General features: G+C 67.7%; 23 protein-coding genes. 11 read left to right on the top strand and 12 right to left on the bottom strand.

What is annotated here, in order from left to right; all coding sequences use genetic code 11:
* Nucleotides 1-336: 336 nt before the first annotated feature.
* The 7 genes from NS4_RS06210 to NS4_RS06180 form a co-directional block, all read right to left on the bottom strand.
* Nucleotides 337-2,400, bottom strand: a complete 2,064-nt coding sequence (locus NS4_RS06210) for an alkyl/aryl-sulfatase (RefSeq protein WP_245665124.1) — start codon at nt 2,398-2,400, stop codon at nt 337-339.
* A gap of 57 nt (nt 2,401-2,457) precedes the next feature.
* A complete protein-coding gene (locus NS4_RS06205) occupies nt 2,458-3,801 on the bottom strand; it encodes an MFS transporter (RefSeq protein ID WP_063058528.1) in 1,344 nt (447 codons plus the stop codon).
* Between the two features lie 150 nt (nt 3,802-3,951).
* Nucleotides 3,952-5,142, bottom strand: a complete 1,191-nt coding sequence (locus tag NS4_RS06200; RefSeq protein ID WP_063058527.1) for a serine hydrolase domain-containing protein — start codon at nt 5,140-5,142, stop codon at nt 3,952-3,954.
* A 50-nt stretch (nt 5,143-5,192) separates the two neighbouring features.
* Entirely contained in the window at nt 5,193-5,486 is a 294-nt protein-coding gene (locus NS4_RS06195; protein ID WP_063058526.1) for a DUF202 domain-containing protein, read from the bottom strand.
* Nucleotides 5,483-5,833, bottom strand: a complete 351-nt coding sequence (locus NS4_RS06190) for a YidH family protein (protein ID WP_063058525.1) — start codon at nt 5,831-5,833, stop codon at nt 5,483-5,485. Before NS4_RS06190 ends, NS4_RS06195 begins: the two co-directional genes overlap by 4 nt.
* Nucleotides 5,830-7,017 (bottom strand): acyl-CoA dehydrogenase family protein, encoded by a 1,188-nt coding sequence (locus NS4_RS06185; RefSeq protein ID WP_063058524.1) that lies wholly within the window; start codon nt 7,015-7,017, stop codon nt 5,830-5,832. Before NS4_RS06185 ends, NS4_RS06190 begins: the two co-directional genes overlap by 4 nt.
* A gap of 12 nt (nt 7,018-7,029) precedes the next feature.
* Entirely contained in the window at nt 7,030-8,586 is a 1,557-nt protein-coding gene (locus tag NS4_RS06180) for an acyl-CoA synthetase (protein WP_063058523.1), read from the bottom strand.
* Between the two features lie 115 nt (nt 8,587-8,701).
* On the opposite strand from NS4_RS06180, the gene NS4_RS06175 reads away from it, so the two are divergent.
* The gene (locus tag NS4_RS06175; protein ID WP_157105915.1) at nt 8,702-9,307 is read left to right on the top strand and encodes a TetR/AcrR family transcriptional regulator; all 606 of its coding nucleotides are present in this window, start codon (nt 8,702-8,704) and stop codon (nt 9,305-9,307) included.
* A gap of 68 nt (nt 9,308-9,375) precedes the next feature.
* On the opposite strand, the gene NS4_RS06170 is transcribed toward NS4_RS06175, so the two are convergent.
* Nucleotides 9,376-10,446 carry a ferredoxin--NADP reductase gene (locus NS4_RS06170; RefSeq protein ID WP_063058521.1) on the bottom strand — a complete coding sequence of 357 codons (1,071 nt, stop codon included), beginning with the start codon at nt 10,444-10,446 and terminating at the stop codon, nt 9,376-9,378.
* 379 nt (nt 10,447-10,825) lie between these two features.
* On the opposite strand from NS4_RS06170, the gene NS4_RS06165 reads away from it, so the two are divergent.
* From NS4_RS06165 to NS4_RS06155, 3 genes are read left to right on the top strand one after another with little or no spacing between them, the layout of a single operon-like run.
* Nucleotides 10,826-11,329, top strand: coding sequence for a flavin reductase family protein (locus NS4_RS06165; protein ID WP_063058520.1), 504 nt, complete (start codon nt 10,826-10,828; stop codon nt 11,327-11,329).
* Nucleotides 11,330-11,345: 16 nt separating this feature from the next.
* Nucleotides 11,346-11,879: a nuclear transport factor 2 family protein gene (locus tag NS4_RS06160; RefSeq protein WP_063058519.1), complete on the top strand. Its 534-nt coding sequence runs from the start codon at nt 11,346-11,348 to the stop codon at nt 11,877-11,879.
* Between the two features lie 6 nt (nt 11,880-11,885).
* Nucleotides 11,886-13,028 carry an oxidoreductase gene (locus NS4_RS06155; RefSeq protein ID WP_063058518.1) on the top strand — a complete coding sequence of 381 codons (1,143 nt, stop codon included), beginning with the start codon at nt 11,886-11,888 and terminating at the stop codon, nt 13,026-13,028.
* A gap of 183 nt (nt 13,029-13,211) precedes the next feature.
* Here the strand turns inward: NS4_RS06155 and NS4_RS06150 are convergent, their stop codons facing one another.
* A complete protein-coding gene (locus NS4_RS06150) occupies nt 13,212-13,697 on the bottom strand; it encodes a nuclear transport factor 2 family protein (RefSeq protein ID WP_063058517.1) in 486 nt (161 codons plus the stop codon).
* Between the two features lie 250 nt (nt 13,698-13,947).
* Here NS4_RS06150 and NS4_RS06145 point away from each other — a divergent pair, with 250 nt between their 5' ends.
* The 5 genes from NS4_RS06145 to NS4_RS06125 all read left to right on the top strand — a co-directional run bounded on the left by NS4_RS06145 (nt 13,948) and on the right by NS4_RS06125 (nt 18,604).
* Complete coding sequence (locus NS4_RS06145; protein WP_063058516.1) at nt 13,948-15,120, top strand: acyl-CoA dehydrogenase family protein; 1,173 nt, start codon at nt 13,948-13,950, stop codon at nt 15,118-15,120.
* A 27-nt stretch (nt 15,121-15,147) separates the two neighbouring features.
* Complete coding sequence (gene bphC / locus NS4_RS06140) at nt 15,148-16,074, top strand: biphenyl-2,3-diol 1,2-dioxygenase (protein ID WP_063058515.1); 927 nt, start codon at nt 15,148-15,150, stop codon at nt 16,072-16,074.
* Between the two features lie 168 nt (nt 16,075-16,242).
* A complete protein-coding gene (locus tag NS4_RS06135) occupies nt 16,243-16,896 on the top strand; it encodes an IclR family transcriptional regulator (RefSeq protein ID WP_157105914.1) in 654 nt (217 codons plus the stop codon).
* 170 nt (nt 16,897-17,066) lie between these two features.
* Nucleotides 17,067-17,819 carry an IclR family transcriptional regulator gene (locus NS4_RS06130; protein ID WP_063058513.1) on the top strand — a complete coding sequence of 251 codons (753 nt, stop codon included), beginning with the start codon at nt 17,067-17,069 and terminating at the stop codon, nt 17,817-17,819.
* A 155-nt stretch (nt 17,820-17,974) separates the two neighbouring features.
* Nucleotides 17,975-18,604: a TetR/AcrR family transcriptional regulator gene (locus NS4_RS06125; RefSeq protein ID WP_063058659.1), complete on the top strand. Its 630-nt coding sequence runs from the start codon at nt 17,975-17,977 to the stop codon at nt 18,602-18,604.
* Here NS4_RS06125 and NS4_RS06120 read toward each other — a convergent pair.
* The 3 genes from NS4_RS06120 to NS4_RS06110 form a co-directional block, all read right to left on the bottom strand.
* Nucleotides 18,587-19,723: a 3-ketosteroid-9-alpha-monooxygenase, oxygenase component gene (locus NS4_RS06120; RefSeq protein ID WP_063058512.1), complete on the bottom strand. Its 1,137-nt coding sequence runs from the start codon at nt 19,721-19,723 to the stop codon at nt 18,587-18,589. The two genes, NS4_RS06125 and NS4_RS06120, sit on opposite strands and share 18 nt — an antisense overlap.
* Nucleotides 19,724-19,775: 52 nt before the next feature.
* Complete coding sequence (locus NS4_RS33245) at nt 19,776-19,943, bottom strand: hypothetical protein (protein WP_245665122.1); 168 nt, start codon at nt 19,941-19,943, stop codon at nt 19,776-19,778.
* 176 nt (nt 19,944-20,119) lie between these two features.
* Nucleotides 20,120-20,674 (bottom strand): TetR/AcrR family transcriptional regulator, encoded by a 555-nt coding sequence (locus NS4_RS06110; RefSeq protein ID WP_063058510.1) that lies wholly within the window; start codon nt 20,672-20,674, stop codon nt 20,120-20,122.
* A 99-nt stretch (nt 20,675-20,773) separates the two neighbouring features.
* On the opposite strand from NS4_RS06110, the gene NS4_RS06105 reads away from it, so the two are divergent.
* Together NS4_RS06105 and NS4_RS06100 are read left to right on the top strand one after the other, a co-directional pair.
* Complete coding sequence (locus tag NS4_RS06105) at nt 20,774-21,211, top strand: SPW repeat domain-containing protein (protein WP_084486899.1); 438 nt, start codon at nt 20,774-20,776, stop codon at nt 21,209-21,211.
* A complete protein-coding gene (locus NS4_RS06100; protein ID WP_157105913.1) occupies nt 21,208-21,858 on the top strand; it encodes a hypothetical protein in 651 nt (216 codons plus the stop codon). The genes NS4_RS06105 and NS4_RS06100 overlap by 4 nt, the downstream gene beginning before the upstream one ends.
* Nucleotides 21,859-21,940: the final 82 nt, after the last annotated feature.

Genomic DNA, 21,940 nt, shown 5'->3' with positions numbered 1-21,940 from the left:
GTGTCAGAAAGAGAGTTCTCGTAACGGATTTCCGACTCGGTCGGCCGGATGTTTCCGAGTGTCGACGTCGAGGTGTTTATCCGTACCGGCGATACTTCTTCTTCATCCGCCCGGGCGGGGGTGTCGTCGAAGGAATGCCATCGTCGGGAGCGGGGGTGCGCTCCTCGGCGGACAAGGAATCGCGGCGACTGTTGCGCACCCCGGAATGCGGCTACTGCGCACGGTCTGCAGTATCGGGCGCGCCCGAAATACGCATATAGTTCCTATTGTCCGATTTGCCGGGTGTCGCTCTATCGGCAGTGACGAAGAGCCCGCGCGTACCCGGCCACGGTCGGGTCAGGGGGTGACGATGGGAAAGTTGCGGTCGGGAGTGGTGAGCAATTCCTTCAACTGGGCCAGCACCCCTGGGTTCCCGGTAACACCGATACTCCCGGCCCGGACGGCGTCGGCGACATCCCGGCCCGCCAGCAGCACCCCGAGCAACATCGCCCTGGTGAGTGCGAACGAGGCGTCGGGCGCGGGGCCTCGGTGTCCGGTGGGCAGATCGTAATGGACGAGGACACCGTTGCGCAGTTCCATCCGGTGCGTGCGCTGTTCGTCGCTGATCCGCCAATCCACGATCATCCGCCGATCCCAGGCCTTGGGGCCGTCGAGACGGACGGCGAGCGCGTCGAAGACCATATCGACGGTCAGGGCCGCGCGCAGCCCCGCGTTGTCCGAGGTGGTCGGCGTGCCGAACGGTCCGTTTCGTAGTTCCTCCGCTCCGGAGAGGTAGAAATTGCGCCAGGTGGCATTCTCGGCACCGTAGCCGAGTTGTTCGAAAGCCGCGGCCTGCAACTGTTTCGCCGCGATATTCGCCGGGTCGGCGAAAAGGACGTAGTCCACCAGTTGGGCCACCCAGCGGTAGTCACCCTCCGCGTAGGCACGGCGGCCTTTCCTCAAAACCTCCTCCACGCCGCCCATGGCCGCGACGTGCCGCGTGGCCGATTCGACCGGGGGATGCTCCCACAGATGCGCCGGGTTTCCGTCGAACCACCCCATATAGCGCTGGTATACGGCTTTGACGTTGTGGCTCACCGAGCCGTAGTAGCCGCGGGTGTGCCAGGCGGCGCGCAGGGCGGGCGGGAGCTGCAGCATCTCGGCGATCTCGCTGCCCACGTAGCCCTGATTGATCAGGCGGAGCGTCTGATCATGTAGGTAGGCGTACAGATCACGCTGCAGCGCAAGGAATTCGACGACCCGCTCCGCGCCCCAGGTCGGCCAGTGATGCGAGGCGAACGCGACGTCGGCCGATCCACCGAAGAGGTTGATCGCCTCGGTCAGATACGCGGCCCACATGCGCGGATCACGTACCGGTGCGCCGCGCAGGGTGAGCAGATTGTGCATGGTGTGGGTGGCGTTCTCGGCCGTGCACAGCGCCCGGTGTGCGGGGAAGTAGAAGTTCATCTCGGCGGGCGCCTCGGTGCCGGGGGTCAGCTGGAACACCATGTGCACACCGTCGACGGTCTCCTCCTGCCCGGTGTGCGTGATATCGCGGGTGGGCGGGATGAGGCCGATGGCGCCGGTCGAGGTGGTCTGGCCCAGGCCGGAGCCCACCTGCCCGCGTGGGCCCCGGTCCAGCGCGGCGCCGTACATGTATGCGGACCGCCGGGCCATGGCCGGGCCCGCGTAGACGTTCTCGGCCACGGCGTGTTCGAGGAAACCGGCCGGCGCGAGTACCGGACAGCGGCCCGACCGGACATCGTCGGGTGTCGTCACGCCGAGCGCGCCGCCGAAATGGTCGACGTGCGGATGGGTGTAGATCAACCCTGTCACCGGGCGGTCGCCGCGATGCGCCCGGTACAGCGCCAGCGCGGCGGCAGCGGTCTCCCGGGAGATCAGCGGGTCGATGACGACGACACCGGTCGCGCCTTCCACCAGTGTCATATTGGACAGGTCCAGGCCCCGCACCTGATAGATGCCCGGAACCACCTCGTAGAGACCTTGTTTGGCGACCAGTCCGGACTGGCGCCACAGGCTCGGATGTACCGACGGCGGACAGGGGTCCCGCAGGAACGCGTAGGAATCGTTGTCCCAGACGACCTTGCCGGTGGAATCGCGCACGACACCGGGGTCGAGCCCGGCGATCCGGCCCCGGTCTGCGTCGGCGAAGTCCGCGGTGTCCGAGAGCGGCAGGGTCTGCGCTGCCTGCCGGTGTTGTTCGACGATATGGTCGCTCGGCTCGGTCACCTCCGCGTAGGTGTGGGCGTCCGCGGGCGACGAGTCGCAGGCGGTGGCACCCACCGCGGTGGCCGCGAGCGCGGCCGCGCCCAGTCCCAGCACCCCGCGCCGGGACATCCACGGGCGGCCTCCGGCCTCCGGTCCGGCGGGGGCGCCGCCTGCTGCATTGATTTCCGACATGATCTCCACTCACCTACTGTCCGCGGACGAATACACAGCACACGAGAGCTCGGCCCGTCACTTCGCGCCGGTGCCCGCCGGAGGGGCCGGCGCGAGCGGGACGGGCCCCGGCCACCGGGCGGCGATGACAGCGCTGTCGCGCGCGTAGGGTCGGTACAGCGCCGCCGAACAGATCCCGTTCGCGGTGGTCAGCAGCACCGTGACCAGGAGTAGCGCCCCCTGCAGCCCGATGGCGTCACCGAGGCGCCCGACCAGCAGTGCGTAGCCGGCGTAGGCGAGGGCCTCGACCGTGGACACCGAGACCGCGAAGGCGAGGCCGCGCAGATGCGGGGGCACCACCGCCATGATCAGCGGCCGGTTCGTGACGGGTACCTGACCCTGGAGAAAGCCCAGCACGGTGAACAGCGCCACGTAGACCGCGGTCTGCTCCCAGACCAGCTGCGTGGCGAGGAACGCCACTGCCGCGAAGGCCAGCTGACTCACCTGGAGCATGGCGATCCGGCCGGTGCGGGGCCGGGCCCGGTGCCACAGATCGTTGAGCCGACCGCCCCCGAAGGTCCCCGCCATATAGCCGAGTGCGAAGGGCAGGGCGATCGCCGCCGCGGTCGCGGTGCCGAGGCCGCGCTCGGTCACCATGAATGTCGCGGCGAAACTCATGATCACGTTCTGCCCGGAGAACACCCGCTGCACCAGGACGTAACGGAAGGTACGAATCGCGAACAGTTCGCGCAGCGAGCCGCGAAGGCCACGGGCCCGGTCCTCGATCCGGGCGAGGGTCGGCATCTCCGCGTCGTGCCGGGCGTGCGCTGCCGGGTCGTCGAGACAGCACAGGATCAGCACCCCGAGCACCAGGGTGATCGCGCCGGAGAGATAGAAACCGTAGCGCCAGCCGTTCGCGAAACCGGACAGCAGGCCGAAGACCGGCCCGGAGATCCCGGTGACGAGCGCGACCCCGCCGTAGAGAGCGCCGGTGGCGCGCCCGCGATGGTGGTCGTCGTAGATATCGCCGAGGATCGCCAGCGCGATCGGCCCGGCTCCGGCGAACCCGGCCGCGGCGATACCGTAGAGCACCACGAACTGGCCGAAACTGTTCGCGGTGCCCGCGGCGATCGACCACACTCCCCAGAATCCGGCGCAGATCGCCAGCACGGTCCTTCTGGGGTAGCGGGTCGCGAGAAACATCCACGGCACCCCGGCGACCATGCCGACACCTTTGCCGACGGCCACGATCGTGCCCAGTGCCGAGTTCGACAGGCCGAGGGCTTCGCGCATCAGCGGGAACAGCACCGAGGTCACATTGGCCTCGGCATTGTCCATCGCGGACGAGCCGGTGAGCAGGGCCAGATTCTTTCCGCGCCGGAGCCGGTTGCCGGGCGCGGTGAGATCCGCGAGTCGCGTCATTGGGATGTCCTTCTCGAAGAATCCGCGCGCGTGCCCGGGGTGGAAACACCCGGTCCGTGTGCGGCGAGTCACACTGAATAGTACTGGATATGTTGTCTATAACAAGACAAATTGTTCAGTAAGATTCGAATGTGCTGGTAGAAGGCCGGCTCACGAGGGCGCGCCGGCCAGAGCGCCGCCGATCTGCGCGAACAGCGGCACCAGCGGCGGCGGTGGCACGGCAGGTGAGAGGATATGCGCGCCGTAATGCACGATCACCAGTTCCCGGCCGGGACAGACGTACAGCCGCTGACCGTGGATACCGCTGGCCATATACGAGCCGAGGCCGTCGTCGAGAATCCACCAGAAGTCGTGGTAGCCCAGCCGAGCCGGGGTGTCGACCGGATCACGCGGAAGCCGGACCCGCCGGGTCGGGCCGTCGGGCACCGCCGTGATCGACCGGGCCACGGCCTCCGGAACGACCTGCCGTCCCTCGACGGCGCCGCCGCAGCGCAGCATCTCACCCACCCGCGCCCCGTCGGCAGCGGTGGCGGCGAATCCGCCACAGGCCATTTCCCGGCCCGCGGAATCGACGACGAAATAGGCGTCCTCGGCCGCGCCGATCCGCGACCAGACCAGTTCACCGAACAACTCGGCGGTCGGGACGCCGGTGACCCGCCGCAATACCTCGGCGACCACTTCGGTGTTCGCGTTGTCGTAGCGGAACTCCGCCCCGAACGCGCCCGTCGCGCGACTGGTGGCCAGATGACCGAGGATGGTGGTGGGGCCGGTGTACCCGGCCGGCCGCAGACCTGGTGAGACCACCGCCCAGAACCGGTGCGCCTCCAGGACCCGGTCGTAGGGCCGGCCGCCGAAATCGACCGCGGTCGTCATATGCAGCAGTTGCTGCAGGGTGGCCGCGCCCAATCCGGTGCCGGCGAGTTCGGGTACATACGCTTCGGCGGTCGCCGCGCGCCGGATCAACCCCTGGTCCTCGACGAGCGCCGCGAGCAATCCGATATAGGACTTCGTCAGCGAGGCGTTCAGATGCGGCTCGTGAGGCCGGTACCCGTGCAGGTACTGCTCATACACCACCCGGCCGCGGTGCATCACGACCAGTGCGTCGGTATCGGATTCGTGCAGCGCCCGGCTCAGCGGCACCGTACGATCCCACGTCCAGCGGATCGGGAGTTCGTCCAACTCCGCCGACGCCTGAGGGAGCGGGCGCGGGCCCCCGGGACCGCGCCACACGGTGCGGGTCGGGCTCATCTCGCGGATGGTCGTGACGTGCTGCCGCACGTGAACGGGGTCGAGGAACCCGCGCGTCCACGCCATATCGGAGGGGTTCACGGTTCTGGTCATGGCGATCTCCAGTTCGTCGCAGCGCGGTGCCGGGGTCGGAAACGGGTGGTTCAGAAGAGCAGCGGGAAGACACAACCGGCGGTCAGTCCGATCCCCGCACAGATCACCGCGGCCGGTAGCCGGGGCATGGGCCGCGGATCGGCCGGGGCGCGCCTGCGGCGCACCCGGGCAGCGGCCGCGAGTGCGACCAGGACCACGGATGCGGCCCCCAGCGCGAGCAGGGCCGCCGCCGACGGTTCGCGCGTGAGCGCGCGCACGAGCAGCGCCGGCACCACGGCTGCGGCCAGCACCGTACGCTGCCAGGCCAAGACCGTCCGCTCGGGCTGTAACCCCTCATCGGTCACAGCGCCAGCAGCGCGACCGAGAGCAGCGCGGCCACGCAGACCCCGGTGACGGTCGCGGCGATCAACGGTGGTCGGGGGAGCGGGTCATTGCGGCGCATGGCCCGCTGCACCCGGCGCCAGTGCCCGAAGGCGCCGACCGCGATCAGGCAGGCCAGCACCGCGCAGACCGCGCCGATCGCCTTGTGTACGACCGGCGCCGCCCCGGCCGCATACAGCTGGCCGACCGCGATTCCGCCGGCGACCAGGCCGAGCGCGGTCCGGATCCAGGCGAGGAAGGTGCGCTCGTTGGCGAGGGTGAAGCGGTAGTCCGGCTCCCGTTCGGTCCCGGTATCGAGCGCGGAGGTCATGAGAGCAGCAGTTCGCGGGCGATCCCGTTGCGCTGGATCTCCGAGGAGCCGGTGAGAATGCGGAACATCCGCAGTTTCTGGAACAGGCCCTCGATCTCACCGCCGCGGATCACCCCGGCCTTACCGTGGATCTGCACCGCGTGATCGGCGATGGCGAAGGCCTTCTCCGCGACGAAGAGTTTGCACAGGAAGGCCTCGGTCCGCGGTCGCGCCCCGGCGTCGAGCGCGGCGAGCGCGTCGTAGGTCATCGAGCGGGCGGCGTAGTAGTCGGCGGCCATATCGGCGAGCCGGTGCTGAATCGATTGGAGCATCCCGAGCGGCGCGCCGTTGACCTGGCGGGTTCTGGCGTAGTCGAGGGACAGCCGCAGCGCCCGGCGGGCACCGCCGAGCGCGGTGGGGCAGTGCAGCAGACGGTTCACGGTGACCCGGCCCAGTCCGATCCGCAGCCCCTGCCCGAGCTCGCCGAGCAACTGATCGGGGCCGATATAGCAGTCGTCGAGCACGATGTCGGCTTCGATGTGCTCACCCGACATGGGCGTCGACCCGTCGGCCACGGTGCACCCCGGTGTATCGAGGTCGACCAGGAAGGCGGAGAACGTATCGGTGGGCTCGCCCGCGGTATCGGCCATCCGGGCCACCAGGATGGAGAAGTCGGCGAATGGGCCGGCGCTGGAGAACACCTTGTGACCGTTGAGCCGCCACCCGTCTCCCTCCGGGGTCGCGGTGGTGAGGATGCCGCGCACATCGGACCCGGCGTCCTGCTCGGTGAGCGAGAAGCAGCACGCGCGTTCCCCGCGCAGCACCGGCAGCAGATATTTCTCGAGCTGGTGCTGCGTGGCGTACTCGAAGATGGAGCCCACGCGCAGCGGTCCGCCCATATCGCCGAGCACCGAGGAGGAGAACAGCCGGGGTGAGGCGCCGACTTCTTCCTTGAGCGCGGCGAGCTCGGTGAAAGTCAGTCCCTGCCCGCCGTATTCGACGGGTAGGTGGATCCCGTAGAAACCCAGTTCCCGGCTGCGTCGCCACACCGGTTCCAGCACCTCGCGCCCGTAGCGGGATTCCCGGGTCAGGCCGAGTCCGGCCTCGTAGTCGGCGAGTTCGCCGTCGAGGTAGTCGCGCAGTCGCTGTACCAGATCCCGCAACCGCGGGTTGTCGTCGTAGGTCGGGCTGAGGGTGAAGGTCATCGAATCTTCCTGTCAGTTCACGCGTCGGCCGGTGCCGGCCCAGTAGCTGTCGCGGACGGCGCGGCGGTCGATCTTGCCGTTGCGGTTGATCGGCAGACTCGCCGCGAAATCCACCGAACGGGGTTTCTTCATCCGGGCCAGCCGGTCCGCGCAGTGGGCGATCAGTTCCTGTTCGGTGGGTGTCGTGCCCGCGCGGGGCACCACCACCGCCTTGACCGCTTCCCCCCACTGCTCGTCGGGCACCCCGACCACACACACCTCTGCTATATCGGGGTGTTCGTAGAGTGCGGCCTCGACCTCGCTGCAGTAGATGTTGAAACCGCCGGAAATGATCATGTCCTTCTTGCGGTCGACGATGAACAGGTAGCCGTCGCCGCGGAAGTAGCCGATATCGCCGGTGTGTACCCAGCCGTCCCGGAAGGTTTCCGCCGACAGTTCCGGTTCGTGCCAGTACTCGCGGACGCAGTCCGGGCCGCGGGCGATGATTTCGCCGATCTCACCCGCGGGCAGCGGCTTTCCCGCCTCGTCGACGACGCGGACCTCGGTATCGAAAACCGGCCGGCCGCAGGACTTCAGCAATTCCGGATCCGATTCGATGCCGCGCACCACATCCTCGGTGGTGAGTACGGTGATCCCGCTGGTGGTCTCGCCCAGACCATAGCCCTGCATGACCACCGGCCCGAACACGCGCACCGCGTCACGCAACCGCTGCGGCGACACCGGGGCGCCGCCGACGCCGAGCACTCGCAGGCTCGACAGGTCCACATCGGCGATCGCGGGGTGTTCCATGAGCATCGTGAGCATGGTCGGCACCACGAAAGTCGTGGTGATCCGCTCGGACTCGACAGTGCGCAGGAACCGCTCGGTATCGAACGCCGGCAGGATCACCACGGTGGCGCCCCGGGCCAGAACGGCCAGCAGCATCATGCCCGAAGCGTGGGTGATCGGCCCCGGAGCGAGGTATCGATCGTCGGACTGCGTCGATCCGGACGGACTCATCAAGCGCTTGCGCATATTGGCCAGCCGGTTGCCGTGCGTCTGCACCGCCGCCTTCAGTTTTCCGGTGGAGCCCGAGGTGTAGTTCAGCACCGCCGCGGCATCCGCGGACACATCCACGGCGATCGGGTCTGCCGATCCGGTGCCGAGTACCTCCTGATAGCGCTCCGTGCCCGCCACGGTGCCCGTGTAGTCGATCAGGGCGCAGTCGATACCGGCTCGCGCTGTCGCGGCGGCCGCCGTCTCCGCGTGCGCGGAGTCGACGAACAGCACCTGGACCTCGGCATCTCGCAGGATATGCGCCAGTTCGTCGCCGCCGAGCCGGGCGTTCACCGGTACGCGGACGAAACCACCCTTGGACAGCGCCATTTCGGTGACCACCAGCTCGCCCGAGTTCGCGGCATAGGTGCCCACCGCCTGGCCCGGAGCCAGCCCCCGGGCCAGAAGTGCCGACGCCAGCCGGTTCGATTCGGCCTCCAGTTGCCGGTAGGTCCAGCGCGCCGAGCCGCACACCAGCGCTTCCCGGTCCGGCCAGAAGGTGGCGCTGCGGGTCAGATAACCGCCCAGATTCATCGAAACTCCAAACCGACAAGGTGCCTGTAATTGGACATGTTGTCTAATTACAGCGGCTCTGTCAATGCACGCGATATGCTCGATCGAAGACGGATCTCTACCAGGAAGGGAACCCGTGCCAGCCGAAGACCGCCGGGTCCGCCGCAGCCGACGGGCGCTGCGTGATGCCCTGATCTCGCTGGTCCTCGAACGTGGCTACGCGAGCGTCACCGTCGAGGACATCACTGCGCGCGCCGATCTCGGCCGCGCCACCTTCTATACGCACTACACCGACAAAGACGACCTGCTCAACCACATCGTCACCGACCTGATCGACGAACTACAGGAACGGCAGCGGCCGCTGGTCTCCACCTCGTCGGTCGGGTTCACCGGCAAGCCGATCCTGGAGATGTTCCGGCACGCCGCCGAGGAGCGCGATACCTACCGGGTGATCCTGCGCGGCGAGGGCGACGGGCGCGCGCTGCGCCGGTTCATCGACGACCGGGCCGCTATCGCTGCCGTGGTGTTCGCCGCGCGCGCGGAGGCGCAGGGGGCCACGCCGAATATCGATATCGATCTGCTGGCCCGGGCCTGGGTCGGTGAGCAGATCACGGTCCTGCAGTGGTGGCTGGAGCCGGAGACTCCCACGATGTCACCGGAAGAGGTCACGAATATGCTCCGCGACCTGTCGCTGCGCGGCCGGTTCTGGGCCTCCGGGTTCGAGGGCGAAGCACCCGCCTGACCCGGTCGACGCACGAGTGGGTCCGCGAACCCGATTACTATGGCGGAATGCACTGACCCCGGGTCTGATCAGAACTCGATGCGCAGTTCCTCGCTGATCGGCCTGGCCTGGCAGGCCAGAATATAGCCGTCGGCAATATCCTCCTCGTCGAGGACCGAGGTGTTGCCCATATCGACCTCACCCGCTCTCAGCGTGCAGGCGCAGGAGCCGCATTCGCCCTCGCGGCACGAGAAGGGCACGGTCAACCCCTTGGAAAGCAGCACCTCGACCAGGGTCGCCGACCGCGGCCAGCGGAACTCGTGCTCCACTCCGTCGAGACCGACCGAGACGATCGCCGCGTCGGCACAATCCTCGGCCGCCTCGGGGAGCTCGACCGCGGCGAAGGGATCGCCCGCCAGCGAGGTGAACGTCTCGGCGTGTACCCGGTGGCGGGGCATGCCCGCGCGGGCGGCCGCGTCGTGGACGGTGTCCATGAACGGCTGCGGGCCGCACAGGTAGACCGAGTGATCCCGATGTGCCGCGATCAGGGCGGCCAGGTGCGCGGCGGCGGGCAGGCCCTGGACACTCTCGAGCCAGTGCGTGACCGAGAGCCGGTCGCTGTGCCGGACGGCCAGCTCACGGAGTTCGCGCGCGAAGATGACCGATTTCTCGTCCCGGTTGGCGTAGACGAGTGTCACCCTGCCCGATCCCTGTGTCAGCGCGGATTTGAGGATCGAGATCACCGGGGTGATGCCGCTGCCCGCGGCGAACAGGAGCAGGTCATCGTCCAGGTTCGTGGGCGTGAAGAGACCCGCGGGCGGAAGGACCTCGAGCGTGTCACCCGCGACCACGTTGTCACACAGCCAGTGGGAGGCGTAGCCGTCCCGGGTGCGCTTGACGGTCACCTTCGGCGGTTCGCCGGCGAAGGGTGAACTCGCCAGCGAATAGCACCGGGCGACCGAACCGGTCCGGTCGCTCGGAATCCGCAGCGTCAGGAACTGACCCGGCCGGTAGCCGAACTCGGCTCGGCGATCCGCGGGGACATCGAACACCAGCGAGCGTGCGTCATCGGTTTCCTCCACCACCGCCGCGACGGTCACCAGGACCGAACGTGCACTCCGTGGCGGTTCCATCGTTTCCGGCGTATCGATCGCTGTCATCGCGGCTGTTGCCCTTCCACTCCGGCGAACACGGCTTTCCCGGTCGAGATGACCGGCGTGCTGTACCCGACCACTTCGAATGCGATCCGCACCCGGTAGGGCGCGTCGGTCTCGGCGAGCGCCGGCCGCGGACGCGGTGCTGCCGGAGTGCTCCGTGGCTGCGCTCGTCGCACGGGTCGGTGCTCATGAGGGAGAGGGTGCCAGGCGGCGGCGGGCACGACAGCGCCGCTTCCGTTGAGCGAGAAAAGCGGACGTTTCTCGTCCGGCGAAGGCTTCCACTGAGCGAGAGGAGGCTGGGAGCCGTTACCGGCCGGCCATACGCTCGCAGCGTCGACGCAGTCGAGCCTGCGAACACACAACGGAACCGGAGGTAGGTCGGATGACCATGGAATCGGTGTCGCCGGCCGCGATGCGCAGCGCATTGAGCCAATTCGCCAGCGGAGTGACCGTGGTGACAGGGAAGGATGAACACGGCCCGGTCGGGTTCGCCTGCCAGTCGTTCGCGTCGGTGTCGCTCGACCCGCCCCTCATCCTCTTCTGCGCCGATCACCGGGGTCGCTCCTGGCCGCGCGTCCGCGCGTCCGGACTTTTCACCGTCAATGTGCTCAACGAGGACCAGACCGACCTGTGCGCGCGGTTCGGCTCGCGCGACGGACGCAAGTTCGACGGGCTCGACTGCGAGACCTCGAAGTGGTCGACTCCGTCGCTGCCCGGTGTGCTCATGCGGGTGCACGCCGAGGTATCCGAGGTGCACCGGGCCGGAGATCACGATGTGGTGATCGGCCGGGTGCTGGAGCTGGAAACCGTCACCCGGAAAGCGCCGATGATCTTCTTCCGGGGCAAGTTCGGGATCGACCCGCGTGCAGATCTGCTCAGCGCCTAGGAAGGTGTGCTCAGCCATGTCGGAATATACGTCGAACCATCGTCCGCCCGGTCTCTCGGCGGACGAAGCCGTGTCGGCGACAGAAGAGATCAAGCGTGTCTTCGCCGCCCGTCTGCGATACATGGACACCAAGCAGTGGCACAGGTATGCCGGACTGCACACCGAGGACGTGATCAGCGAGACATGGGGCGGACTCCCCGACGACAAACAACCCCGCAGCGGCGGCACCACGAACCGTGTAATCGGTAACCGAGTTCTGGCCGACACGATCCGGGCGCTGCTCGACGGCCCGGTGCCGGTGACCACGGTGCATCACGGGCACACCCCGGAAATAGAGTTCACCTCGTCCACCACCGCCCGTGGTGTCTGGGCGATGGAAGACCTGCTCTGGTGGTCCGACGGCGATGAGGAACTGCACCTGCACGGGTACGGCCACTACCACGAGGAGTACCGGAAAGTGGACGGGCGGTGGCTGATCGGCTACCGCAAGCTCACCCGCCTGCGGGTCGATGCCCCGCCGGACTTCTTCCGTTTCGCGAAAGCCCTGTGATACACGATGAACGAGCACCATGCCGCTCTGTTCCGGCCGCTGACCATCCGTTCCCTGGAACTGCCGAACCGGATCGTCATGTCCGCGATGACCCGGTCGGCTTCACCTGCCGGGGTTCCCGGCCCCGATGTCGCCGCGTACTACCGGCGTCGTGCCGCCGGGGGGACCGGCCTGATCATCACCGAGGGCGTCGCCATCGACCACCCCGCCGCGGTCGACAATCCGCGGGTGCCCCGCATGTACGGCGACGACGCGCTGACCGCCTGGCGGACCGTGGTCGACGAGGTGCACACGGCAGGCGGGCGGATCGTTCCGCAGCTCTGGCACGTCGGACCGCTCTGGGGCGCGATGAGTGCGGTCGACCCGGCGATCACGCCGATGCGGCCGTCCGGGCGGTGGGGCACCGTGGGCACCACGTCCTATCCCGACGACTATGTCGCGCGTGCCGCCCGGCTCACGCGGCCGATGACCGAGGATGATATCGCCGAGATCGTAACGGCATTCGCGCGCGCCGCGGTCAACGCGGCCGAGATCGGCTTCGACGGTATCGCACTACACGGTGGTCACGGCTATCTGCTGGATTCTTTCCTCTGGCGCGACACCAACACCCGGGGCGACCGGTGGGGCGGTGAGCCGTTGGCGCGCAGCAGGTTTCCCGCCCTGGTGGTCGAAGCTGTCCGCGCCGCCGTCGGCGACGAGCTGCCCATCTTCTTCCGTTTCTCCCAGCACAAACAGCAGGACTACACCGCACGCATCGCCGAGACGCCCGACGAACTCCAGGTGATCCTGGGAGCGCTCGCCGATGCCGGGGTGGATGTCTTCGACGCCAGCATCCGGCGCTTCGATCTGCCGGCGTTCGAGGGCAGTGACCTGTCGCTGGCCGGATGGGCCAAGAAACTCACGGGTGCGCACGCCATGGCGGTGGGCAGCGTCGGCCTCGGGAAGCCACTACGCGACAGCCGGATCGAGGGCGCTGCGGAAGTGGTCGACAATATCGGCGAGGTGGAACGCCGCATCGAGACCGGTGAGTTCGATCTGATCGCGATCGGACGCATGCATCTCGCCGATCCGGCACTGGCGACGACGCTGCGCACCGGAGCGCCGCTGACGTCGTTCGACCGCGCAGTTCACGAAGGCACCCTGCACTGACCCACCGGCGGCCGGGCCGGCGCCCGCGCGGCGAACCCCCGGAGGGGAAATCCTGTTACTCGGACTGCTCAGTACCGGACCGATCTGCCGGGCCGGCCGCAGCCGATGCTCGCGACTCCGACGTCGGCCACAGCCTTCAGCGCGTCCGCGGGAATCTGCTGTACCGCCTGCCCGGCGGCCGGCTCAACGGCCCGCGCGGCCCAGCAGGTCCCGCGCAGCGGCACTGCCGTCCAGCAGCCGCGCGGTGCGGCGCCGGATCAGCCACGTGCCGTCGGTACGGACGAGTTCGAAGCGGTTGGCGGTGACCCGCCACACCCGGAACGAATCACCTTCCACGTCGCGGCGCAGCAGCAGCGAATGACAGGTCGCCACCGCGGTGTCGCCGTCGATCCGGATGTGTACGGGGTCGAGCAGGTGCCCACAGCCTTCGTGGATGTAGTCCTGATGCGGTGCGGTGCGCACCATCTCGGTGATCGCGTCGCGTCCTTCCATCACCCGGATATCGATGTCGTATACGGCGTCCTCGGCCCATAACCGGCCGACCGCGTCGGCGTCACCGGCGTCTACGGCGGGCCCGTAGGCGGTGAGCACTTCGTGGACAGCGGCTTTGTCCTCGAGGGCTCGCACCCGGTCGAGCAGGGTGTTCACCAAATCCGCGGTGTCGGTCATATCGATCCTCTCCAAAGCCTCCGGGCGCTCGTGCGGGCGGCCCGGTCTCCTGTTCTACCGACATGGTCGGCGCCGAACCTCGAGCCTTCCGCTCAACGGAAACCCGGGTGTGCCGCCATCTCATGGCTGTCATGTTTGTCAGATCGCGCCCCGCGCGCCGCGCGGGCCGATCAGTTCGTCCCCGACCGGTTCCGGAGGAACACCGGTTTTCCCCGGCTCCTCGATGGGCCGAATCCCAGGAGAGTCGTATATGGGCCAGGTATTGGACAGCATCATGGCGCACGCGGAGGAGATCCGCGCTGGAGCCGCGGAGGGCGAGGCGCTGATGCGGCTGCCGGACGTTACCGCGAAACATCTGCGTGACTCGGGCATCGTGCGTATGTTCCAGCCGAAGGAGTACGGCGGTGCGGAAGGCCATCCCCGCGAGGCCGCCGAAACCGTCATGGCCCTCGGCGCCCTCGACGGCGCCGCGGGCTGGGTGGCGGGAATCGTCGGCGTGCATCCGTGGGAGCTGGCCTTCTTCGACCCCCGGGCCCAGGAGGAGATCTGGGGGGCGGACAACGATATGTGGATGGCTTCGCCGTACGCACCCATGGGCATCGCGGTCCCGGTCGAGGGCGGATACATCCTCAACGGCCGCTGGTCGTTCTCCTCGGGCACCGACCACTGCGGCTGGATCATGATCGGCGCCGCGGTCGGCGACAAGGACGGTAACCGCACCGGCGCGGTGCTGCATGTGGTGCTGCCGCGCTCGGACTACCGGATCGACCACGACAGCTGGAATGTGCTCGGTCTGCGCGGTACCGGTTCGAAAGATCTGATCGTCGAGGACGCCTTCCTCCCGGAGCATCGCACGATCGACGCCGATATCGTGCTCAGCGGCAACGGCTGGCGGCATGCGGGCCGCGATGAGACGCTGTATCGCTTCCCGTTCTCCTGCCTCTTCCCGTTGGGCATCACTTCGTCGCTGATCGGGATGACCGAGGGAGCGCTCGCCTGCTACATCGCGGCGCAGCGGGAGCGTGTCCAGGTCACCGGCGTGCCCATCAAAGAAGACCCCTATGTCCTGTTCGCCGTCAGCGAGGCGGCGGCGGAGATCTCCGCGGCCCGGCTCGCCCTGCTCGAGACGGTCGACCGGTTCTGGGACAAGACCGAGCGCGGCGAGGAGATCGGATTCGAGGAACGCGCGATCGGCCGGCGCACCCAGATCTCGGCGGCGTGGCGCGCGGTGCGGGCGATGGATGAGGTCTTCGCCCGGGCAGGTGGTGCGGCGGTGCATCTGAAGACGCCGATGCAGCGGTTCTGGCGCGATGCCCATGTCGGCCTGACGCACGCCATTCATGTGCCGGGTACGACCTACCACGCGGCGGCACTCGCGCAGCTGGGCGGTGACCCGCAGGGTCCGTACCGCGCAATGATCTGACATCCCTTCGCTTTCGAGGAGGAAACAATGACCGAACTCTCCAGGACAGAACTCCGCGGTCTCGGGTATCTCCGGGTCCAGAGCCAGGATGTCGCGCGCTGGCGTGAACTGCTCATCGACGGCCTCGGCATGGCCGTCGGCTCCGGTCCCGAACGGGACGGGCTGTACGCCCGCATCGACGAACGCCGCGCCCGTATCGCAATCCTGCCCGGAGATTCCGATCGGGCGCTGGCCGTCGGCTGGGAAGTGCGTGACGAGTTCGCGCTCCAGCGGGTGCGCGAAGCCGTGGAAGAATCCGGACACACCGTCGAGGTGCTGTCACGGACGGAATGCGCGTATCTGGACGTGGAGCAGGCCATCGCGTTCGACGATCCGGCCGGGACGCGCCTCGAGGTGTTCTTCGGCCCGGTCCTCGACCACAGCCCGCTGGTCACTCCGTTCGCCGGACGATGGGTCACCGGGGAGCACGGCCTGGGGCATGTGGTGCTGCCCTCGGCGAAGTTCGCCGAATCGTACGACTTCTACACCCGGGTACTGGGTTTCCTGCCCCGGGGTTCGATCCGGCTGGACGAAGAGGGCCACAGCCGGGTGCGGTTCCTCGGGATCAACCGGCGCCATCACAGCCTTGCGCTGTGCCCGGCCCCGCCGACGGCCGAACCGGGCCTGGTGCACCTGATGACCGAGGTCGACACCCTCGACGCGGTCGGCCGCGCACTGGACCGGGTGAACCGGCAGAAGTTCTCGATCTCGTCCACGCTGGGCAGGCACACGAACGACAAGATGATCTCGTTCTACGTCCGCGCGCCCGGCGGATGGGATCTCGAATTCGGGACCGAGGGGATGCTCGTGGACGAGCGCTACTACACGTCCGAGGAGATCACCGCGGACGCGTACTGGGGTCACGATCAGTCGGGCTCCGAGCCGTTGAAAGCGTTCATTCCGACGGCCGGCTGAACCGCGCACGGCCAGCCCTGACACCGAAGAGCACCGCGACGATCGTCGCGGTGCTCTTCGGTGTGGTTGTCTCGCTGGGATGAACGGTCTGTGGAGGTCCGCTGCCGCGTCGGTCATAATTGATTGTCCGATCAATCAATTCTGTCCATCTCGCTGCCGGAGTTGCCCGTGACCGCTGTAGACAACCGATCCCAGACCGTTATGGGGCGGGTCCTTCTGTTGCTCGAACCTTTCCGTGAATGCGAGACCCTGACACTCACCGAGCTGGCCGAGCGCGCGGGCTTTCCCCGGTCGTCGGCCCATCGGTTGCTGTCGCAGCTGGTGGAGGTCGGCTGGCTGGGGCGGAACGGTACCGCCTATCACCTCGGGCCGAAGCTGGTGGAACTCGGCTCCGAGGCGCGCCGGCACGATCGGATCTACCGGGCCGCCGCCCCGACGATGTACCAGCTGCGCAAACGCACCGGAATGACCGTTCAACTGACTGTTCTCGACGGTGACGAACTGCTGTTTCTCGAATTGATCGGTGGCCGGTGGGCGGCTTCGGCGCTGTGTGCCCGCGTCGGGCAGCGTCTTCCGGCGCGGGGGACCGTCGAGGGTGCCGCTCTGCTGGCGCTACGTGACGGGTGTGGGCCCGTGGTCCGGGACAGTGTTATACGAGGCCGCGCGGGGGAGTGGGTGCGCTGCGTCGCGCTCGCCTTCGATGCCGGGTGGCAGGAGGCCGCCGCGCTTTCGCTGGCCGGCCCGGCGGGGCGGACTCCGGAGGGCGCCGTGCACGACCTCGCTGTGGCCGCCGACATGGTGGTGTCACAGCTCTCCGCCTGAGGCGGTCCCGTCTTCTCCGCTCCTGTGATCGTGGGCACAAGGGTATAAGCGCCGAATGGTTTCGACCCACGTCACAGTCCTGCTATTGTCGCCTCAGCCATTGATTGAGCGCTTGATCAATAGCCCTGTGGTTTCCGGCCGCGGCGCGGCCTGCTCCCGATGGAGGTTCAATGAAGAACGGCGACGACTTCTCTCCGGCTGTCATCGACCGCGTCGCGACTCTGCTCGACGAGTTCCGCGACGGCGCCGAACTCACGCTGTCCCAGCTGTCCGGCCGGACCGGCCTGCCGCGCTCCTCTGTGCACCGGATGCTCTCCCGGCTCGTCGAGTTGGGGTGGGTCGGCAGGCGTGGTCGGATGTACGGTCTGAGTCGCTCGATGTTCGAGTGGGGAGCCCTCGCGCAGCAGCACGACCGCCTGCACCGGGCCGCGCATCCGATCTTGCACGAACTCCACGCGACGAGCGGGCTGATCGTCCATCTGGCTGTTCTCGACGGCAACGACGTGCGTTACCTCGACAAGGTCGGCTACGGGCGGATCGCCCTCCCCTCGCGCATCGGCGGACGACAGCCGGCCTCGCGTACCGCGCTGGGCAAGGCGCTCATCGCCCATGCCGGCGTGGATCGGGCCGCCGCATATGCGGCCGCCGCGGTTCCGGCATCGGGGGGAACGCAGGTGCTACCGCGCCATGAGATCGCCCGCATCCGTCAGCAGCGCGTGGCCTACGAACGCGAGGAATGCGTCGCGGGCATCGCCTGTGTGGCCGCCCCGATCGGCAACAGCCGAACCTGCGTGGGGGCCGTCTCGGTGACCGGCCCGGTCGACAGGGTGGATTTCGTACCGCTGGCCATCTCGGTCCGATCCGCGGCGCATGCGATCTGGCGCAGCCACGACGAGTACGGCTCCGCACAACGCGCGGGATGAGCGGTGGTCGGCGAACGAGTGCCTGGCCGCCGTCCACCGCCGGCGTATGACCCGGTGATGTAGCGGAGCCCGGGACCCATTGACCGTTTGATCAATGAGGTGTGGCACAATCGGCCGGACCGGCAAGTCGCGCCCGAATCCGACAGGGGATGACCGTGAACCCGCAGGAACGCAGAAAGCTGATTCTCGACCGCTCGGCCGAGATCTTCGCCCGTAAGGGGATTTCCGCGACGACCATCCGTGAGATCGGCGACGCGGTCGGGGTGTATTCGGGCGCGCTCTACCACTACTTCCCGTCCAAGGAAGCGATCGTCACCGAACTCATCCGCGAGTACATCGAGGACCTGGCGGCGCGCTGCGAGGCTGTGCTGGCACGGGAATTGCCACCGATCGAACGTCTCGAGGCGCTTACCGAGGTCGCGCTGGCGACCAGCGAGGAGTATCACGGCGCCACAGCGATCTGGCGCCGCGAAAGCGAATATATGCGGGAACGTGTGGTGGAGGCCGATATGTCGGCGACCGCCGACATCATGCAGGTCGCCTGGCGCGAGGCCATCAGAGAGGGGGTCGAGGCCGGCGAGCTCCGCGGAGATATCGATCCCGAGGCATTCCGGGAACTTCTCTACGATGCGGTCTGGCACGCCTCCCGCTGGTTCCGGTCGGATTCACAGCGGTCCCTGTCCGGCCTCGCCCGCACCGTGATCTCGGTGTTCGTCGACGGGATGCGCCCCCGCCCCACCCCGGCCGGGGCGGGGCGGACAGCGACATCACTCGCCGGAAGCTGACAGGTTCGCCGCCACTTCCCGATGCCATGACTCGAGCGCGCGGCCGGTGTCGACCTCGAACTCGAAGCGTTGCGTCATCTCCGGAGTGACGTCTTCGAGATCGACATAGAACTGGCTGTACCACCGGCGAAGCTGGTACACCGGGCCGTCCTCTTCGGTGAGCAGCGGGTTTTCGATGCGTGTTTTATGTTTCCAGATCTCGATGTCCTGCTTGAACTGCTCTTCGAGCCCGTCGGTGAACAGTGTGGCCATCTCCGCGGTCTGCTCCTCGGTCATCCCGTCGATCTTCTTGACGATCGTGCCGAACTGGAGGACGAACGAGTTCGAGCTGACCGGGTAGTGGCAGTTGATGAGTTTGGACTCGACGGTGGTGCCCTCGGCGACGGTGTAGATCGTGTCGAGCATGAAGGAGGGACCGTAGTAGAAGGCGTCCGAAATGGTCTGCGCTTCGGGAAGGTCCATCTGCACACCGGTTTGGATGTCGTCGCGACCGTAGGAGCGCATATGCTGTCCGGCGATGTGGCCGTCGAAAACGTTTTTGAAGTACTCCGGCATCTGATAGTGCACGTAGAAGAAATGCGCCATGTCGACGACATTGTCGACGATCTCGCGGCAGTGTGACCCCTCGACCCGGATCGTCGTCCAGGTCCAGTCGCTCCACTGCCCCTCCTCGTATCCCTCGATCTCCGGGATGGCCTGTTCGGCGGGCGGCTCGGAACCCTGCGGGCAATGCCAGACCAGCAGAATGCCGTTGCGCTCCATGGTGGTCCAGCTTCGTGTGCGGGCGATCTTGGGGGTGCGGCGAGCGTACGGGACCGCCTCGCACCGGCCGTTGCCGTTCCAGCGCCAGTCGTGGAAGGGGCAGGCGATGGTGTCGCCTTTGATCTCACCACGTGCGAGGTTGCCGCCCATATGCCTGCAGTACGCGTCGAGCACATGGATCTGGCCGGTGGAGTCGGCGAATACGACGACCTCGGTACCGAAGACCTCGACCTGGTGCGGTGTGCCGTCCCGGAAATCCTTGGCCAGGCCGAGGCAATGCCAGCCGCGGGCGAAACGCGCCGGATTCGTTCCGGTTTCGATGGTGCGGATCTCGATTCGCTCTGGTTCGACGGTCATGGGTTCTCCAGTGATGTGTGGGTAGATCGAACGGACTGGCTGTGGACTGGGGTCACCGGAGCGGACGCCGGTCCGAGCCGGCGGCAAGAGGCGCGACCGCCGGCTCGGACCGCGTGGACGGCGCGATCTGACCGCGGGCCACCGCGTCGTCCACCGTGCGGTCGAGGGATTCGCAGCGCGGCAGGTAGCCGGCGTGACCGACCCCTGTCAGTGCGGCCATTTCCCGGCATGTACGCGAGGCCTCGGCGGTCCATTGGATGCTCGTGTGGGCGGGGCTGTACTTCGCGACGGATACACGAGCGGTACAGGTGTGACAGACGAGCGGCTGCAATTTCCGGATCCCTTCCTCGGATGAGTCGAGGCTAGGAATACGTCTGTGGCGGAGGCCACAGGAATTCAGTCCAGCGGAACAGCACCGGCGGTGAGCACGGACAGCACCCGCTCACTCCAGTCGTCTCGGACACCGCCGCTGCGCGCGATCTCCGCGAGATAGGCACCGACGATCATGTCCAGGAAGGTTTCGACGTCGAGGTCCGATCGCGGTGCCTGGGCCTCGAGCGCTCGGCTCAGCGCCTCGGACAGTCGATGGCGATGCTGTACGAGCAGCGAGCGGATCAGGGTGGTGAATTCCGGATCGTCGTCGGTGAGCAGTGCGGCCACACCTCCTGGTCCGATACTCACGTCGACGACGTGCAGGGATTGTTCGACAACCCATCGCATCACTGTCGGCAGGCTCGCGGTGCCCGGGGGTAACTCCGGCTCGGCGATCGAACCCAACGACGAGGTGAGCATTTCACCGCGATTGCTGTATCGGCGGTAGATCGTCGTCTTCGCCACCCCCGACAGCGCGGCGACTGCCTCGACGGTGACTGCCTTCGGCCCTTTGGCGCGCAGCAGTTCCAACGTCGCGGCGGTGATCCGTTCGTCACGGGGTGCCGGCGCCTCGGTCATCGGAGCTCCTTGCCTTCGTGTCCGGTTCCTCACAACCGGGTCCATCATGTCAGCCATTTGCGCTACGATACGTGTAGCGTAGCGATTAGGAGGTACGACATGGACAGCACGGGTAGGAATTCGATCGTCGGATGGGGCGCCATGGCCTTGGGGCTCGCGACCGCGGCGACCCCGATGTGGATCGACACGACCGCGGCCGGTGCCGGCCTCACGCTCGGACTGGGAGCGTTGACCGTCATCTACGCGATGTGGTCGCTGCTCGCCCGAAATCCGACGAAGGACCACTGGGCCCTATCGGTCATCGGGCTGATGCTCTTCATCTCGCCCTGGGTGGGCGGGTTCGCCGCCGAGGGCGCGGGGTGGGTGGCCTGGACGACCGGTCTGCTCCTCGCCCTGCTGGCGGGCACGGCCTACGTGAGCGACGAAGCCGGCAATGTCGCCGAGACCGCTCGGGTCGAAGAGCTGGTGACCTACCGGCTGCGACAGATCCGGCAGCGAGAGATCGCCGATCGCCTCGGATCCGGTAGCACGGCATGAACGCCGAAAACCGTAGTCGCACCGCGCACTCGCGGGGCGCGGACCCCGCCGGGTCGGTGCCCGTTCCGCAGAGCCGCAGGCTTCTTCGAGAAGGTACCGGGGCGCGCCGCGCGGAGCAGCCGGCTCTCGCTGTGGTGAACGGCGTGCTCGGTGCCGGCGCCACGGCGTTGCCGTCACCCGAGCAGTTGCTGGCCGGCATCTCGGGCCATCTCGATACCGACGGTGCCCCGGCGCTGGTGGGCTTCGCTCATGAACTGGGTGGCCTACGTGCCGCACTGCCGGCCCATCCGCTGGACCCGGCCCCCCACTCTGTGTCGTTCGCGGAAGCCGATCTGCGGCGGCGGATCACCGCGGTGGTGGAACAGATCGACACCTGGCGGTTGCGGCACCTGCCGCACCGCACCGGGGCACGTACCCACACTCATTCGCTCGGACAGGTCATCGACCAGGTCGCGACGCGGTACGTCGATGCCCGGTGGGCTGTTCTCCACTGTGGGGATCGGCGTCTCCGTCGGACAGCTTGGTTTCACCTCGGCCAGGCCCGCGAAGGCTATGCCGATCTGGTCGCCGATATCCGGGCCGGTCGCATCGAACTCCCGGTGGGCTGGCGCGGTTTCCGGGCCGCGGTGCCGACTCGGTCGGCCTAGCACAATGGTCGGCGGCCGATCCGTCGGTCGCGCCGGCCGGGGGCGGGCCTGCTGGGCGTAGAGGACTCGGCCCACCTGCAGG

Source organism: Nocardia sienata NBRC 100364 (genome assembly GCF_001613205.1).
Lineage (GTDB): Bacteria > Actinomycetota > Actinomycetes > Mycobacteriales > Mycobacteriaceae > Nocardia > Nocardia sienata.
This window is presented reverse-complemented; position numbering and strand designations above follow the sequence as displayed.

Coding starts and splice junctions, on each gene's coding strand:
- NS4_RS06210 (WP_245665124.1), bottom strand. CDS start 2,400: ATGTCGGAAATCAATGCAGCAGGCGGCGCCCCCGCCGGACCGGAGGCC.
- NS4_RS06205 (WP_063058528.1), bottom strand. CDS start 3,801: ATGACGCGACTCGCGGATCTCACCGCGCCCGGCAACCGGCTCCGGCGC.
- NS4_RS06200 (WP_063058527.1), bottom strand. CDS start 5,142: ATGACCAGAACCGTGAACCCCTCCGATATGGCGTGGACGCGCGGGTTC.
- NS4_RS06190 (WP_063058525.1), bottom strand. CDS start 5,833: ATGACCTCCGCGCTCGATACCGGGACCGAACGGGAGCCGGACTACCGC.
- NS4_RS06185 (WP_063058524.1), bottom strand. CDS start 7,017: ATGACCTTCACCCTCAGCCCGACCTACGACGACAACCCGCGGTTGCGG.
- NS4_RS06180 (WP_063058523.1), bottom strand. CDS start 8,586: ATGAATCTGGGCGGTTATCTGACCCGCAGCGCCACCTTCTGGCCGGAC.
- NS4_RS06170 (WP_063058521.1), bottom strand. CDS start 10,446: ATGACAGCGATCGATACGCCGGAAACGATGGAACCGCCACGGAGTGCA.
- NS4_RS06165 (WP_063058520.1), top strand. CDS start 10,826: ATGACCATGGAATCGGTGTCGCCGGCCGCGATGCGCAGCGCATTGAGC.
- NS4_RS06160 (WP_063058519.1), top strand. CDS start 11,346: ATGTCGGAATATACGTCGAACCATCGTCCGCCCGGTCTCTCGGCGGAC.
- NS4_RS06155 (WP_063058518.1), top strand. CDS start 11,886: ATGAACGAGCACCATGCCGCTCTGTTCCGGCCGCTGACCATCCGTTCC.
- NS4_RS06150 (WP_063058517.1), bottom strand. CDS start 13,697: ATGACCGACACCGCGGATTTGGTGAACACCCTGCTCGACCGGGTGCGA.
- NS4_RS06145 (WP_063058516.1), top strand. CDS start 13,948: ATGGGCCAGGTATTGGACAGCATCATGGCGCACGCGGAGGAGATCCGC.
- bphC (WP_063058515.1), top strand. CDS start 15,148: ATGACCGAACTCTCCAGGACAGAACTCCGCGGTCTCGGGTATCTCCGG.
- NS4_RS06130 (WP_063058513.1), top strand. CDS start 17,067: ATGAAGAACGGCGACGACTTCTCTCCGGCTGTCATCGACCGCGTCGCG.
- NS4_RS06120 (WP_063058512.1), bottom strand. CDS start 19,723: ATGACCGTCGAACCAGAGCGAATCGAGATCCGCACCATCGAAACCGGA.
- NS4_RS33245 (WP_245665122.1), bottom strand. CDS start 19,943: ATGGCCGCACTGACAGGGGTCGGTCACGCCGGCTACCTGCCGCGCTGC.
- NS4_RS06110 (WP_063058510.1), bottom strand. CDS start 20,674: ATGACCGAGGCGCCGGCACCCCGTGACGAACGGATCACCGCCGCGACG.
- NS4_RS06105 (WP_084486899.1), top strand. CDS start 20,774: ATGGACAGCACGGGTAGGAATTCGATCGTCGGATGGGGCGCCATGGCC.
- NS4_RS06100 (WP_157105913.1), top strand. CDS start 21,208: ATGAACGCCGAAAACCGTAGTCGCACCGCGCACTCGCGGGGCGCGGAC.